Origin of the sequence: Streptomyces sp. NBC_00316 (genome assembly GCF_036158715.1) — a bacterium.
Taxonomy (GTDB): Bacteria; Actinomycetota; Actinomycetes; order Streptomycetales; family Streptomycetaceae; genus Streptomyces.
Genome location: NZ_CP108023.1, coordinates 5,065,518 through 5,080,824 on the forward strand (window position 1 = coordinate 5,065,518; position 15,307 = coordinate 5,080,824).

Annotated in this window: 10 protein-coding genes and 3 rRNA genes; 12 read left to right on the forward strand and 1 reads right to left on the reverse strand. The window is 65.4% G+C overall.

What is annotated here, in order from left to right:
- Positions 1-31 precede the first annotated feature (31 nt).
- From OG878_RS22555 to proC, 5 genes are all read left to right on the forward strand, one after another.
- On the forward strand, positions 32-568 hold the full coding sequence (locus OG878_RS22555; RefSeq protein WP_328888455.1) for a hypothetical protein: 537 nt from the start codon (positions 32-34) through the stop codon (positions 566-568).
- 24 nt (positions 569-592) lie between these two features.
- Positions 593-1,390 (forward strand): class I SAM-dependent methyltransferase, encoded by a 798-nt coding sequence (locus tag OG878_RS22560; protein WP_328888456.1) that lies wholly within the window; start codon positions 593-595, stop codon positions 1,388-1,390.
- A gap of 193 nt (positions 1,391-1,583) precedes the next feature.
- Positions 1,584-2,351: an ABC transporter ATP-binding protein gene (locus tag OG878_RS22565; protein ID WP_328888457.1), complete on the forward strand. Its 768-nt coding sequence runs from the start codon at positions 1,584-1,586 to the stop codon at positions 2,349-2,351.
- Positions 2,348-3,169, forward strand: a complete 822-nt coding sequence (locus OG878_RS22570; protein ID WP_328888458.1) for an ABC transporter permease — start codon at positions 2,348-2,350, stop codon at positions 3,167-3,169. Before OG878_RS22565 ends, OG878_RS22570 begins: the two co-directional genes overlap by 4 nt.
- A 744-nt stretch (positions 3,170-3,913) precedes the next feature.
- A complete protein-coding gene (proC, locus tag OG878_RS22575) occupies positions 3,914-4,723 on the forward strand; it encodes a pyrroline-5-carboxylate reductase (RefSeq protein ID WP_328888459.1) in 810 nt (269 codons plus the stop codon).
- Positions 4,724-4,726: 3 nt separating this feature from the next.
- Here the strand turns inward: proC and OG878_RS22580 are convergent, their stop codons facing one another.
- The gene (locus OG878_RS22580; protein ID WP_328888460.1) at positions 4,727-5,314 is read right to left on the reverse strand and encodes a cysteine hydrolase family protein; all 588 of its coding nucleotides are present in this window, start codon (positions 5,312-5,314) and stop codon (positions 4,727-4,729) included.
- Between the two features lie 74 nt (positions 5,315-5,388).
- Here OG878_RS22580 and OG878_RS22585 point away from each other — a divergent pair, with 74 nt between their 5' ends.
- The 7 genes from OG878_RS22585 to OG878_RS22615 all read left to right on the forward strand — a co-directional run bounded on the left by OG878_RS22585 (position 5,389) and on the right by OG878_RS22615 (position 15,287).
- Entirely contained in the window at positions 5,389-6,405 is a 1,017-nt protein-coding gene (locus OG878_RS22585; protein WP_328888461.1) for a GlxA family transcriptional regulator, read from the forward strand.
- A 632-nt stretch (positions 6,406-7,037) separates the two neighbouring features.
- A 16S ribosomal RNA gene (locus tag OG878_RS22590) occupies positions 7,038-8,563 on the forward strand.
- A 304-nt stretch (positions 8,564-8,867) separates the two neighbouring features.
- Positions 8,868-11,990 (forward strand): 23S ribosomal RNA (locus OG878_RS22595).
- A gap of 79 nt (positions 11,991-12,069) precedes the next feature.
- Positions 12,070-12,186, forward strand: a 5S ribosomal RNA gene (rrf, locus tag OG878_RS22600).
- Together the 16S, 23S and 5S rRNA genes form the textbook arrangement of a ribosomal RNA operon.
- A gap of 72 nt (positions 12,187-12,258) precedes the next feature.
- On the forward strand, positions 12,259-12,903 hold the full coding sequence (locus tag OG878_RS22605) for an HAD family hydrolase (protein WP_328888462.1): 645 nt from the start codon (positions 12,259-12,261) through the stop codon (positions 12,901-12,903).
- 43 nt (positions 12,904-12,946) lie between these two features.
- Positions 12,947-14,146 carry an MFS transporter gene (locus tag OG878_RS22610; protein ID WP_328888463.1) on the forward strand — a complete coding sequence of 400 codons (1,200 nt, stop codon included), beginning with the start codon at positions 12,947-12,949 and terminating at the stop codon, positions 14,144-14,146.
- On the forward strand, positions 14,115-15,287 hold the full coding sequence (locus OG878_RS22615; RefSeq protein WP_328888464.1) for an acetoin utilization protein AcuC: 1,173 nt from the start codon (positions 14,115-14,117) through the stop codon (positions 15,285-15,287). The genes OG878_RS22610 and OG878_RS22615 overlap by 32 nt, the downstream gene beginning before the upstream one ends.
- The last annotated feature ends 20 nt before the right edge of the window (positions 15,288-15,307 follow it).

A 15,307-nucleotide genomic window follows, 5' to 3' on the forward strand; every position in this document is an offset into this window, starting at 1 on the left:
GTACCCCCGCCGCCCTGGGATAATCGACCTCGTGAGCGAGAACCCCGAAGCCCCCGACTCCACCGAGCCCGGATCCACCGCCCCCGGTCCGCAGCCCGAGCCCATCCGTTTCTTCGGCACGACCTGGGTCGAGCACGACGGCCGTTACGGACTCCGCCGTGCCGGTGTCGCTCTCGGCTCCCTCGCCGCGGCCGTCGCCTCCTGCTTCGTGCTCCGCTTCGCCTACCAGGGCCTGGAGATCGCCGACGTCGGCAGCTTCGTCGGGATCCTGGTCGTCCTGATGTTCGCCGTCTGCAGCGCCGTCGCCTTCCGCAAGACCTGGGAGGGGTTCAGCCACCGCCCCGCCGACCAGGCCCGCGAGGACAATCTGCGCGGTCTGAAGACGATCGGTTTCATCGGCTCGCTGCTCGCGTACTTCTTCCGGTCGTTCCTGGAGGCGCCGGGCGAGAAGCTGCGGCGCACGGAGTACGAGACGGCTGTTGCGCGGTACGCGAAGCGCCGCTCGGCGCGGACCGGGAACCCGGCGGGACGCAGGACGACCAAGCCCGGAAAACCTCGGCGCAAGTAGCCCCACCCGGGCGACGATGCCCCCATGTCTCACACGGACCCCACCACCCCCACCGCCCCCGGCGAGTCCACGCCCCACCACGGTCAGTCCCGCGCCCTCTCCTTCGACCGGGCCGCCGCGCAGTACTCCGCGGCCCGCCCCGGCTACCCGCCCGCCCTCTTCACCGCGATCGAGGAGCTCACAAGCCGTCCCCTGCGCGGCGCCCGCACCCTCGACGTCGGCGCCGGCACCGGCATCTCCACCCGCCTCCTCCACGACCGCGGCGCCCGCGTCACGGCCGTCGAGCCGGGCCCCGGCATGGCGGCAGAACTGCACCGGACGCTCCCGCAGGTGCCGCTGGTGCGTGGCGACGGCAACCGCCTCCCCTTCGCCACCGCCTCGGCCGACCTGATCACGTACGCCCAGTCCTGGCACTGGACCGACCAGGCCCTCTCCGCCCCCGAGGCCGTCCGCGTCCTGCGCACGGGCGGCGCCCTCGCGCTCTGGTGGAACGTCTCCGACCACTCGGTCCTCTGGATCGCCGAGCAGGACGCCCGCCTCCGCCGTTTCTTCGGCGTGGACGAAAGCGCCCACGGTTCGTCCATCCGCCCCCGCGACCTGCCGGCCGAGCTCGACTTCGTCAACCGCAAGGTGTCCTGGACCCGTCAGGTGTCGCTCGACACCCATCTCGCCAACCTCGGCAGCCACTCCGCCTTCCTCGTCCGTGGCGAGGTAGGCGCACGCCGGTTCCTCACGGAGGAGCGCGAGATTCTCGCAGAGCTCTTTCCGGACGGCACGGTCGAAGAGAGTTACGTGGTCGACCTCAGCGTGGCGACGCGCTGACGGTCACACCGGAGCGGCACGCGGCGGCGGCAGGGCACCGCCGCCGCGTCACCGTGCCGCCCCGTTCCCGCGGCCTCTTCGCGACGCTCGTGCCGTAGCAGCCGCGGCACCGTGCCGAGCGCCCCGGCCCCGGACTGCATCCAGCGCCGCCGGTCCCTTGACGCGGGGCGCCGTCGAACCCAATATTCATCACATGATGAATTCTTCGGGCTTCGCCATCGAGGCCCGCGGCCTCACCGTCGTACGAGGCGACCGAACCGTCCTGCGCGGCATCGACTTCACCGTCGAACCCGGCAGGATCACCGGCCTCCTCGGCCCCTCGGGCTGCGGCAAATCCACCCTGATGCGAGCCGTCGTCGGCACCCAGGCCAAGGTCACCGGCACCCTCGACGTCCTCGGAACCCCCGCGGGCCACCCCACCCTCCGCCCGCGTATCGGGTACGTCACCCAGGCCCCGTCGGTCTACACCGACCTCAGCGTCCGGCAGAACCTCGACTACTTCGCGGCCGTCCTCCAACCGGGCCGCAGCCACCGGGACAGCCGCCGGGCCGCCGTCACCCAGGCCATCACCGATGTGGACCTGGCCGACCATGCGGACGCCCTCGCCGGCACCCTGTCCGGCGGCCAGCTCACCCGGGTCTCCCTCGCCGTGGCCCTGCTCGGCACCCCCGAACTCCTGGTCCTCGACGAACCGACCGTGGGGCTCGACCCGGTGCTCCGCCGCGACCTGTGGGCCCTCTTCCACAGCCTGGCCGCCGACCACGGCACCACGCTGCTCGTCTCGTCCCACGTCATGGACGAGGCCGAGCGGTGCCACCGACTGCTCCTCATGCGTGAGGGCGAGATCCTCGCCGACGGCACGCCCGAGGCGCTGCGCACCGATGCCCGCACCGCCACCGTCGAAGAAGCCTTCCTCCATCTGGTCGACGAGGCCGCCAGCCGTCAGGAGAACGCCCGATGAGCACGACCAACACGGACAACGCGACCGACGCGAGGACCACCCCCCGGGCCACCGGCCGCCCGGCCCCCAAGCCCCGGGCCCTCAGCCCGGCCCGGACCCTCGCCACCGCCGCCAGGGTCCTGCGTCAGTTGGCGCACGACCCGCGCACCGTTGCCCTGCTGCTCCTGATCCCGGTCGTGATGATCACGCTGCTGCGGTTCGTCTTCGATGGCAGTCCACATACGTTCGACGCCATCGGAGCCTCGCTCCTCGGCATCTTCCCGCTGATCACGATGTTCCTGGTGACATCGATCGCCACGCTCCGCGAACGGACCTCGGGCACCCTGGAACGCCTCCTGGCCATGCCGATGGGCAAGGGCGACCTGATCGCCGGTTACGCCCTCGCGTTCGGCGCCGTCGCGATCCTCCAGTCCCTCCTGGCCACCGCACTCTCGGTCTGGGCGCTCGGCCTCGACGTGATCGGGTCGCCCTGGTTGCTGCTCCTCGTCGCCCTCCTCGACGCGCTGCTCGGCACGGCGCTCGGGCTGTTCGTCTCCGCCTTCGCCGCGTCCGAGTTCCAGGCCGTCCAGTTCATGCCGGCCGTGATCTTCCCGCAGCTCCTGCTCTGCGGACTGTTCATCGCACGCGACCGGATGGCGCCCGTCCTCGAAGCGATCTCGAACATCCTGCCCATGTCCTACGCGGTCGACGGCATGAACGAAGTCCTCCACCACACCGACGTGACCGGCGACTTCGTCCGCGACGTCCTGATCGTCGCCGGCTGCGCCCTCCTCGTCCTCACCCTCGGCGCGGCCACCCTCCGGCGCCGCACCGCCTAGCTAGGGCCTCTCGTTCGGATCATGTTGGGCTCGCGGGGTCGGGCACGCACATCTGCCGCGTTGTCGTCAGTCCCCGACGCTCCGCGTCGGCTCCTTCCTCCGCCTTGCAGCTGCACGCACCCGACCCCGCTCCCTGATCCAGCCTGATCCGAACGAAAGACCCCAGGGGCCCTCTCGTTCGGATCATGTTGGGCTCGCGGGGTCGGGCACGCACATCTGCCGCGTTGTCGTCAGTCCCCGACGCTCCGCGTCGGCTCCTTCCTCCGCCTTGCAGCTGCACGCACCCGACCCCGCTCCCTGATCCAGCCTGATCCGAACGAAAGACCCCAGGGGCCCTCTCGTTCGGATCATGTTGGGCTCGCGGGGTCGGGCACGCACATCTGCCGCGTTGTCGTCAGTCCCCGACGCTCCGCGTCGGCTCCTTCCTCCGCCTTGCAGCTGCACGCACCCGACCCCGCTCCCTGATCCAGCCTGATCCGAACGAAAGACCCCAGGGGCCCTCTCGTTCGGATCATGTTGGGCTCGCGGGGTCGGGCACGCACATCTGCCGCGTTGTCGTCAGTCCCCGACGCTCCGCGTCGGCTCCTTCCTCCGCCTTGCAGCTGCACGCACCCGACCCCGCTCCCTGATCCAGCCTGATCCGAACGAAAGACCCTGGATGGCCTCTCCGTCCCGGTGCGAGGATGGCGGCGACGACGCAGCACCAGAACCACGAACCACCGCACCGTCCGGAGGGTGAACCGCATGACCCAGACAGTCGCAGTCCTCGGCACCGGCAAGATCGGCGAGGCACTGCTCAGCGGCATGATCCGGGCGGGCTGGCGCCCCGCCGACCTGCTGGTCACCGCCCGTCGCTCCGAGCGCGCCGAGGAACTCCACACCCGCTACGGCGTCGAGTCGGTCACCAACGCGGAAGCCGCCAAGCGCGCCGACATCCTGATCCTTGCGGTCAAGCCCCAGGACATGGGGCGGCTCCTCGACGAGCTCTCCCCCCACGTCACCGCCGACCGCCTGGTCATCAGCGCCGCCGCCGGCATCACGACCGGCTTCATCGAGGACCGCCTCGCCGCGAGGACCCCGGTCGTACGTGTCATGCCGAACACCCCCGTCCTGGTGGACGAGGGCATGTCCGTCATCTCCGCAGGCAGCCATGCCACCGTCGACCACCTCTCCACCACCGAGGCGATCTTCGGCGGGGTAGGCAAGACCCTCCGCGTTCCCGAGTCCCAGCAGGACGCGGCGACCGCGCTGTCGGGCTCGGGACCCGCGTACTTCTACTTCCTCGTCGAGGCGATGACCGACGCGGGCATCCTGCTCGGCCTGCCCCGTGCCCAGGCCCACGACCTGATCGTGCAGGCCGCCATCGGCGCCGCGGTGATGCTTCGCGACAGCGGCGAACACCCGGTCAAGCTCCGCGAGGCCGTGACCAGCCCGGCCGGAACCACCATCAGTGCCATCCGCGAGCTGGAGAACCACGGCGTACGCGCCGCCCTCATCGCCGCCCTCGAAGCGGCCCGTGACCGCAGCCGCGAGCTGGCCTCGGGCAACGGCTGACCCTCACTTCCCCGCGGCAGCCACCAGCTCCGCACTGGTCACGACCTTCGCGAAGCCACCACTGTGCAGCGACACAGCGGTGGCCCGCGCCAGCTCGTCCGCACTCAGTGCCCACCCCCACGGCCCGACCCCGTCGAACGTGTGCGTGGCATCGAGCGCGAAGAACACCTCGTACCCGAGATTCCCGCCCATGCGTGCTGTCGTCTCCGCGCACATATTGGTCTGGATTCCGGCCACCACGATCTGCCGCACCCCGCCCTCGCTCAGCCACGCCCCCAGATCGGGTGTCCCGTAGAAGGCGGAATTCACGGTCTTCGTCAGAAACAGCTCGGGTCCGCTGCCCTTCCCCCGCCGCTCCTCCACGTACGCCTTGAAGTCGTTCCCCGGGTACCCCGGCCGCAGCGGCGAATCCGGCTTCGGCGAGTCATGCCGTACGAACACGACGGGCCGGCCGCTCGCCTGCCACGCGTCGATGAGCTCGGCGATGTTCCGATCCGCATCGGGATTGTTCCGCGGCCCCCAGTGCGCCTCCTCCTCGAAGCCCTCCTGAACGTCCACCACGACCAGCGCTGCGTTCTCTGCGATCTCCATGACCACGATGCTGCCGCCTCGCCGCCCCGTCGCCCAGAGGTCGGAAAGTCATCGATCGATGCTTTACTGCCAGCATGGCGACCACGCAGGCCCCTGCCCCCACCCGCATCGCCCTCGTCTCGTTCCCGGGCGTCCGGGCCTTCGACGTCTCGGTGATCACCGAGGTCTGGGGCGTGGACCGCACCGACCGCGGGGTTCCACTATTCGACCTGCACCGCGCCGCCGCCGATCCGGCCTCCATCCCGCTGCGCGGGGGCCTCTCCCTCACCCCGGACCGCACCCTCGCCTGGCTGGCCCGCGCCGACCTGATCGTCGTTCCCGGCCTCGACGACCACCTGACACCCGCGCCCGCCCCGGTCCTCGAAGCCCTGCGCCGCGCCCACGCCCGCTCCGTCCCCATCGCCGCGCTCTGCGGTGGCGCCTTCACCCTTGCCCAGGCAGGCCTCCTCGACGGCCGACGGGCCGTCACCCACTGGAACCTCACCGAGCTCCTGCGCACCCACCACCCCGAGGTGACGGTCGTCCCGGACGCCCTTTTCCTTCACGAGGACAACATCTGGACGTCGGCAGGGACCGCGGCCGGCATCGACCTCTGCCTCCACCTCGTCCGTACGACCCATGGCGCCGAAGCCGCAGCGGCGATCGCCCGTTCGATGGTCACGGCCCCGTTCCGGACCGGAACCCAGGCCCAGTTCATCGAGCACCCCACCCCGCACACCGAGCGGGACGCCGACACCCTCGCCTCGGTACGGAACTTCGCCCTGACCCATTTGGCCGAACCGCACACGGTGGCCGACCTCGCCGCCCGCGCCGGCATGTCCGCCCGCACCTTCGCTCGCCACTTCCAGGCGACCACCGGCACGACGCCCGTGCGCTGGCTGATCACGCAACGCATCGCCGCAGCTCAGCAGCTTCTGGAACGCACCGACCTGCCCCTGCCAGAGGTGGCCCGCCGCACGGGCTTCGGCAGCGAGATCACGATGCGTCAGCACTTCGCAGCCCACCTGGCCACCAGTCCCCGCGACTACCGCCTGGCCTTCCGCCACACCCAGGGACCACCCATGGTTGACACGGCCCGCCTGCATCCGTAATGTACTCCGAGTTGTCCGACGTGAGCGCCGACCCCGGTCGGTCCCCGGACAGCCATTCCGCAGTAACCACAACGAGCCATCGACACCTGTCGTGCGGCTTTCCGTGCGCATTCGCGAAATGAAGAATCCACGTTCGAAGGAGCGTGACCCCGATTAGCGTCGGGGCCAGGGGTTCGCTAAGGTCTCACTCGTCCGAACGGCCCAACAGCCAGTAGGACAAACCCCGCTGACTGGGAATCAGGCCCGAGAGGATCTGATAGAGTCGGACTCGCCGGAAAGGGAAACGCGAAAGCGGAAACCTGGAAAGCGAAACCCGCTGACTGGGAATCGGACACGAAAGAGTCTGATAGAGTCGGAAACGCAAGACCGAAGGGAAAAGCCCGGAGGAAAGCCCGCGAGGGTGAGTACGAAGGAAGCGTCCGTTCCTTGAGAACTCAACAGCGTGCCAAAAGTCAACGCCAGATATGTTGATACCCCGGCCTGTTTCGGCAGGTTGGTGGTTCCTTTGAAAGTCCTGCCGGGCCCTTGTGGTTCCGGTGGGCAATTTACACAGCGAGGACGCTGTGAACGACCGGTCCTATTCCGACCGGTTGTTCCGCTCTCGTGTGTGTCGTCCCGATTACGGGAAAACATTCACGGAGAGTTTGATCCTGGCTCAGGACGAACGCTGGCGGCGTGCTTAACACATGCAAGTCGAACGATGAAGCCTTTCGGGGTGGATTAGTGGCGAACGGGTGAGTAACACGTGGGCAATCTGCCCTTCACTCTGGGACAAGCCCTGGAAACGGGGTCTAATACCGGATAACACTCTGTCCCGCATGGGACGGGGTTGAAAGCTCCGGCGGTGAAGGATGAGCCCGCGGCCTATCAGCTTGTTGGTGGGGTGATGGCCTACCAAGGCGACGACGGGTAGCCGGCCTGAGAGGGCGACCGGCCACACTGGGACTGAGACACGGCCCAGACTCCTACGGGAGGCAGCAGTGGGGAATATTGCACAATGGGCGAAAGCCTGATGCAGCGACGCCGCGTGAGGGATGACGGCCTTCGGGTTGTAAACCTCTTTCAGCAGGGAAGAAGCGAGAGTGACGGTACCTGCAGAAGAAGCGCCGGCTAACTACGTGCCAGCAGCCGCGGTAATACGTAGGGCGCAAGCGTTGTCCGGAATTATTGGGCGTAAAGAGCTCGTAGGCGGCTTGTTGCGTCGGTTGTGAAAGCCCGGGGCTTAACCCCGGGTCTGCAGTCGATACGGGCAGGCTAGAGTGTGGTAGGGGAGATCGGAATTCCTGGTGTAGCGGTGAAATGCGCAGATATCAGGAGGAACACCGGTGGCGAAGGCGGATCTCTGGGCCATTACTGACGCTGAGGAGCGAAAGCGTGGGGAGCGAACAGGATTAGATACCCTGGTAGTCCACGCCGTAAACGTTGGGAACTAGGTGTTGGCGACATTCCACGTCGTCGGTGCCGCAGCTAACGCATTAAGTTCCCCGCCTGGGGAGTACGGCCGCAAGGCTAAAACTCAAAGGAATTGACGGGGGCCCGCACAAGCAGCGGAGCATGTGGCTTAATTCGACGCAACGCGAAGAACCTTACCAAGGCTTGACATATACCGGAAAGCATCAGAGATGGTGCCCCCCTTGTGGTCGGTATACAGGTGGTGCATGGCTGTCGTCAGCTCGTGTCGTGAGATGTTGGGTTAAGTCCCGCAACGAGCGCAACCCTTGTTCTGTGTTGCCAGCATGCCCTTCGGGGTGATGGGGACTCACAGGAGACTGCCGGGGTCAACTCGGAGGAAGGTGGGGACGACGTCAAGTCATCATGCCCCTTATGTCTTGGGCTGCACACGTGCTACAATGGCCGGTACAATGAGCTGCGATGCCGCGAGGCGGAGCGAATCTCAAAAAGCCGGTCTCAGTTCGGATTGGGGTCTGCAACTCGACCCCATGAAGTCGGAGTTGCTAGTAATCGCAGATCAGCATTGCTGCGGTGAATACGTTCCCGGGCCTTGTACACACCGCCCGTCACGTCACGAAAGTCGGTAACACCCGAAGCCGGTGGCCCAACCCCTTGTGGGAGGGAGCTGTCGAAGGTGGGACTGGCGATTGGGACGAAGTCGTAACAAGGTAGCCGTACCGGAAGGTGCGGCTGGATCACCTCCTTTCTAAGGAGCACTTCTTACCAAGCTTGCTTGGTCAGAGGCCACTACGTCGGCAAATGTTCGACGGTGGTTAGCTCATGGGTGGAACGTTGACTATTCGGCACGGTTCTTCGGGATCACTAGTACTGCTTCGGCGTGGAACGTGAATCGTGAGGGGTCGTGTCGGGCACGTTGTTGGGTATCTGAGGGTACGGGCTCGTTTGAGTCTGTTCCTTCGGTTGCCGGCCCCAGTGAACTCACCTGTAAGGGTGGGGTGATGGGTGGTTGGTCGTTGTTTGAGAACTGCACAGTGGACGCGAGCATCTGTGGCCAAGTTTTTAAGGGCGCACGGTGGATGCCTTGGCACCAGGAACCGATGAAGGACGTGGGAGGCCACGATAGGCCCCGGGGAGCTGTCAACCGAGCTTTGATCCGGGGGTGTCCGAATGGGGAAACCCGGCAGTCGTCATGGGCTGTCACCCGCTGCTGAACACATAGGCAGTGTGGAGGGAACGAGGGGAAGTGAAACATCTCAGTACCCTCAGGAAGAGAAAACAACCGTGATTCCGGGAGTAGTGGCGAGCGAAACTGGATGAGGCCAAACCGTATGCGTGTGATACCCGGCAGGGGTTGCGCATGCGGGGTTGTGGGATCTCTCTTTTGCGGTCTGCCGGCCGTGAGACGAGTCAGAAACCGTTGATGTAGGCGAAGGACATGCGAAAGGTCCGGCGTAGAGGGTAAGACCCCCGTAGCTGAAACATTGACGGCTCGTTTGAGAGACACCCAAGTAGCACGGGGCCCGAGAAATCCCGTGTGAATCTGGCGGGACCACCCGCTAAGCCTAAATATTCCCTGGTGACCGATAGCGGATAGTACCGTGAGGGAATGGTGAAAAGTACCGCGGGAGCGGAGTGAAATAGTACCTGAAACCGTGTGCCTACAAGCCGTGGGAGCGTCGCGCATCGAGCTTGCTCGGTGCGTCGTGACTGCGTGCCTTTTGAAGAATGAGCCTGCGAGTTTGCGGTGTGTTGCGAGGTTAACCCGTGTGGGGAAGCCGTAGCGAAAGCGAGTCCGAATAGGGCGTTTTAGTAGCACGCTCAAGACCCGAAGCGGAGTGATCTAGCCATGGGCAGGTTGAAGCGGAGGTAAGACTTCGTGGAGGACCGAACCCACCAGGGTTGAAAACCTGGGGGATGACCTGTGGTTAGGGGTGAAAGGCCAATCAAACTCCGTGATAGCTGGTTCTCCCCGAAATGCATTTAGGTGCAGCGTCGTGTGTTTCTTGCCGGAGGTAGAGCACTGGATAGGCGATGGGCCCTACCGGGTTACTGACCTTAGCCAAACTCCGAATGCCGGTAAGTGAGAGCACGGCAGTGAGACTGTGGGGGATAAGCTCCATGGTCGAGAGGGAAACAGCCCAGAGCATCGACTAAGGCCCCTAAGCGTACGCTAAGTGGGAAAGGATGTGGAGTCGCAGAGACAACCAGGAGGTTGGCTTAGAAGCAGCCACCCTTGAAAGAGTGCGTAATAGCTCACTGGTCAAGTGATTCCGCGCCGACAATGTAGCGGGGCTCAAGCGTACCGCCGAAGTCGTGTCATTCGTACATATATCCCCAACGGGAGTACGGATGGGTAGGGGAGCGTCGTGTGCCGGGTGAAGCAGCCGCGGAAGCGAGTTGTGGACGGTTCACGAGTGAGAATGCAGGCATGAGTAGCGATACACACGTGAGAAACGTGTGCGCCGATTGACTAAGGGTTCCTGGGTCAAGCTGATCTGCCCAGGGTAAGTCGGGACCTAAGGCGAGGCCGACAGGCGTAGTCGATGGACAACCGGTTGATATTCCGGTACCCGCTTTGAAACGCCCAATACTGAGCCCATTAATGCTAAGGCCGTGAAGCCGTTCCGGACCCTTCGGGGAAAGGAAAGTGGTGGAGCCGCTGAACCAAGGTGGTAGTAGGTAAGCGATGGGGTGACGCAGGAAGGTAGTCCAGCCCGGGCGGTGGTAGTCCCGGGGTAAGGGTGTAGGGCGTGTGGTAGGTAAATCCGTCACACATGAGTCTGAGACCTGATGCCGAGCCGATTGTGGCGAAGTGGATGATCCTATGCTGTCGAGAAAAGCCTCTAGCGAGTTTCATGGCGGCCCGTACCCTAAACCGACTCAGGTGGTCAGGTAGAGAATACCGAGGCGTTCGGGTGAACTATGGTTAAGGAACTCGGCAAAATGCCCCCGTAACTTCGGGAGAAGGGGGCCATCACTGGTGATTGGATTTACTCCATGAGCTGGGGGTGGCCGCAGAGACCAGCGAGAAGCGACTGTTTACTAAAAACACAGGTCCGTGCGAAGCCGTAAGGCGATGTATACGGACTGACGCCTGCCCGGTGCTGGAACGTTAAGGGGACCGGTTAGCTGACTTTCGGGTCGGCGAAGCTGAGAACTTAAGCGCCAGTAAACGGCGGTGGTAACTATAACCATCCTAAGGTAGCGAAATTCCTTGTCGGGTAAGTTCCGACCTGCACGAATGGCGTAACGACTTCTCGACTGTCTCAACCATAGGCCCGGTGAAATTGCACTACGAGTAAAGATGCTCGTTTCGCGCAGCAGGACGGAAAGACCCCGGGACCTTTACTACAGTTTGATATTGGTGTTCGGTTCGGCTTGTGTAGGATAGGTGGGAGACTTTGAAGCAGCCACGCCAGTGGTTGTGGAGTCGCCGTTGAAATACCACTCTGGTCGTGCTGGATGTCTAACCTGGGTCCGTGATCCGGATCAGGGACAGTGTCTGATGGGTAGTTTAACTGGGGCGGTTGCCTCCTAAAGAGTAACGGAGGCGCCCAAAGGTTCCCTCAGCCTGGTTGGCAATCAGGTGTTGAGTGTAAGTGCACAAGGGAGCTTGACTGTGAGACCGACGGGTCGAGCAGGGACGAAAGTCGGGACTAGTGATCCGGCAGTGGCTTGTGGAAGCGCTGTCGCTCAACGGATAAAAGGTACCCCGGGGATAACAGGCTGATCTTCCCCAAGAGTCCATATCGACGGGATGGTTTGGCACCTCGATGTCGGCTCGTCGCATCCTGGGGCTGGAGTCGGTCCCAAGGGTTGGGCTGTTCGCCCATTAAAGCGGTACGCGAGCTGGGTTTAGAACGTCGTGAGACAGTTCGGTCCCTATCCGCTGCGCGCGTAGGAATATTGAGAAGGGCTGTCCCTAGTACGAGAGGACCGGGACGGACGAACCTCTGGTGTGCCAGTTGTCCTGCCAAGGGCATGGCTGGTTGGCTACGTTCGGAAAGGATAACCGCTGAAAGCATCTAAGCGGGAAGCCTGCTTCGAGATGAGTATTCCCACCCCCTTTGAGGGGTTAAGGCTCCCAGTAGACGACTGGGTTGATAGGCCAGATGTGGAAGCCCGGTAACGGGTGGAGCTGACTGGTACTAATAGGCCGAGGGCTTGTCCTCAGTTGCTCGCGTCCACTGTGTTAGTTCTGAAATAACGAACGGCCGTGTTGTTGTCCGGTGTTGGTTAATTTCATAGTGTTTCGGTGGTCATTGCGTTAGGGAAACGCCCGGTTACATTCCGAACCCGGAAGCTAAGCCTTTCAGCGCCGATGGTACTGCAGGGGGGACCCTGTGGGAGAGTAGGACGCCGCCGAACAATTATTCCGGGAAAGCCCCGTGCCCTTGTGGCACGGGGCTTTTCTGCGTTCCGAGCGTCTAGGCTCGAACCATGCGCTACGAACTGGTCATCTTCGACAACGATGGTGTGCTCGTCGACAGTGAGCCGATCTCCAACACCATCCTCTCCGGCTACCTGACCGAGCTCGGTCACCCCACCTCGTACGAGGAATCGCTCCGTGACTACATGGGCGCCGCCGTGCACCGTGTGCACGACCTCGTCGAGGAGAGGACCGGGGACAAGCTGCCCGCGGACTTCGACGACACGCTCCACTCCCGGATCTTCGCCGCGTTCCAGGAGGAACTGGAGCCGGTCGACGGGATCGGCGACGTGCTGGGGAAGCTCGTCGCCGACGGAGTGCCGTACTGCGTCGCCTCGTCCGGGAGCCACGAACGGATCCGGGTCGGGCACCACAAGACCGGGCTCGACCAGTGGTTCGAGGAGGAGTGGATCTTCAGTGCGGAGGACGTGAACCGCGGCAAGCCGGCGCCCGACCTGTTCCTCCATGCCGCCGAACGGATGGGTGTGCCGCCCGACAGGTGTGTCGTCATCGAGGACAGCCCGCTCGGCGTGGAGGCGGCCCGGGCGGCGGGGATGGATGTGTACGGGTTCACGTCGATGATGCCCGCCGATCGGCTCGCGGGGGTGACCGGGCACTTCTCCGACATGACCCAACTGAGGGAATTGCTCGCCTGATTCATCTACCCATGGGTAGGCCAGGGCCCTACGCTGTGCGGCCATGACAGATGCGCGGTTGCGGCACGGTAGGGCCTCCCTGGCGTTGAGTTTTTTCGTGCAAGGGGTCACCTTTGCTCTGCTCGTGACGCGGATTCCCGCCATTCAGGACCGGTACGGGATATCCGACGGGTTGCTTCCCGCGTTCCTTGCCGCCGTGCCGATCCTGGCCGGTGTGGGCAGTGTGGCCACCGAGAAGGTGGTCGCGCGGGTACGGCCCGGCTCCGTGCTGAGGTGGGCGCAGCCCGTCGTGCTGCTGACGTTGCTCGCTGTCGGGGCCGGCAGCGAGCTGTGGCAGGCGGCCGTGGCGCTCGGTGTGTTCGGGCTCGCCGTCGGAGCGCTCGACGCCTCCATGAACATGATGGGTGTCAGCCTTCAGCGGGCGTACGGGCGCAGCATCATGCTCGGGTTCCATGCCGCGTACAGCCTGGGCGGGATCGCCGGGGCGTCGATGGCGTGGGCCGGGGCGCACTGGGATCTGACGCTGCTGGTCTCGTACCTTCCCGCGGTTGTCCTGCTGCTGCCGGCCGCGCTGGTCGGAAGCCGGTGGTATGCGGAGGGGAAGGCGGAGGAGGACGGGCAGCGGAAGGAGCCGCAGGGAACTTCGGTCACGTTCAGGCTGTTGATGCCGCTCTGCCTGGTGATGAGTTTCGCTTACATCGGGGACTCGACGGTCTCCAACTGGAGTGCGAAGTATCTGCAGGACGTGCTGGGCAGCTCGGAGCAGCTGGCGACCGTTCCGTACAACGTCTACATGGTGACGACCCTGCTGGGGCGGGCCGTGGGGGACTTCGGGGTGCGGCGGTTCGGGGCCGTGGCCGTGGTGCGGTTCGGGAGTGTGCTGGCCGCTGCCGGGTTCGGGGTGGTGGCCGTGGCGTCCGGGGCGTGGATCGGGATGCTCGGGTTCACCATGCTGGGGCTCGGGCTCTGTGTGATCGTGCCGCAGACGTTCGCGGCGGCGGGGCGGATGTTCCCCGGGGCGAGCGATACGGCGGTCGCCCGGCTGAACGTCTTCAACTACGTGGGGTTCCTGGTGGGGTCGCCGTTGGTGGGGGCGCTCGGGGACGCGTGGAGCTACCGGGGCGCGATGCTCGTACCGATGGTGCTGGTGCTCGCGACGCTCGTGTACGCCAAGTCGTTCGGCGCGGAGCCTGCCCGATACGGTGGCGGGCATGAGCGGCCGCGCACAGTTGATGTGGGATGACGCAGTAACGGGCTACGACTTCGGGGGCGGTCATCCGATGGACCCCGTCAGGCTGGCCCTGACGATGGGGCTGGTGCGGGCGTTCGGGCTCGACGCCGCGGTGGATGTGGTGGCTGCCAAGCCGGCCGGGGATTCCACGCTGCGGCTGGTGCACCGTGAGGACTATGTGGCCGCTGTGCGTGCGGCCTCTGCGCACCCCAGGGCGGCCGATCAGAACTACGGCCTCGGAACGGTGGACGATCCGGCGTTCACGGGGATGCACGAGGTGTCGGCGCTGATCGCCGGGCAGTCGGTGGCGGCGGCCGAGGCGGTGTGGCGCGGGGCCACGTCGCACGCGGTGAACTTCGCGGGCGGGCTGCACCATGCGATGCCGGGCGCCGCGTCCGGTTTCTGTGTCTACAACGACCCGGCGCTGGCCATCGCCCGGCTGCTGGAGCTGGGTGTGGAGCGGGTCGCGTACATCGACGTGGATGTGCACCACGGGGACGGGGTGCAGGCCGCGTTCTGGGAGGACCCGCGGGTTCTGACGGTGTCGCTGCACGAGCATCCGCGGACGCTCTTTCCGCAGACCGGCTGGCCGGAGGAGACCGGTGCCGGTGCGGGGGAGGGGGCTGCGGTGAATGTGGCGCTGCCCGCCGGTACGGGGGACGCGGGATGGCTGCGGGCCTTCCACGCGGTGGTCCCGGAGCTGCTGGCGGACTTCCGGCCGCAGGTGCTGGTGACCCAGCACGGGGCCGATACGCACTTCGAGGATCCGCTCGCGCATCTGGCGGTGTCACTGGACGCCCAGCGGGCGGTCATGGAGTCGTGTCACGAGCTCGCCCATGAGCACGTGGAGGGCGGGCGGTGGGTGGCGCTCGGCGGCGGGGGGTATGCGGTCGTCGACGTGGTGCCGCGGTCCTGGACGCATCTGGTGGGGATCGCCGCGCATGCGCCGGTGGATCCGGAGGCAGTGATCCCTGCTTCGTGGCGGGACGAGGTCTATGCCCGGACACGGCAGCTGGGGCCGGCCCGGATGACGGACGGGCGTACGCCTTCGTGGCAGCCGTGGGAAGGCGGGTACGACCCGGCGGACCGGCTGGACCAGGCGGTGCTCGCGACCCGGCGGGCGGCGTTCCCGTTGCGCGGGCTGCTGACCTGAGTCGGGCGTAGACGGTCCGG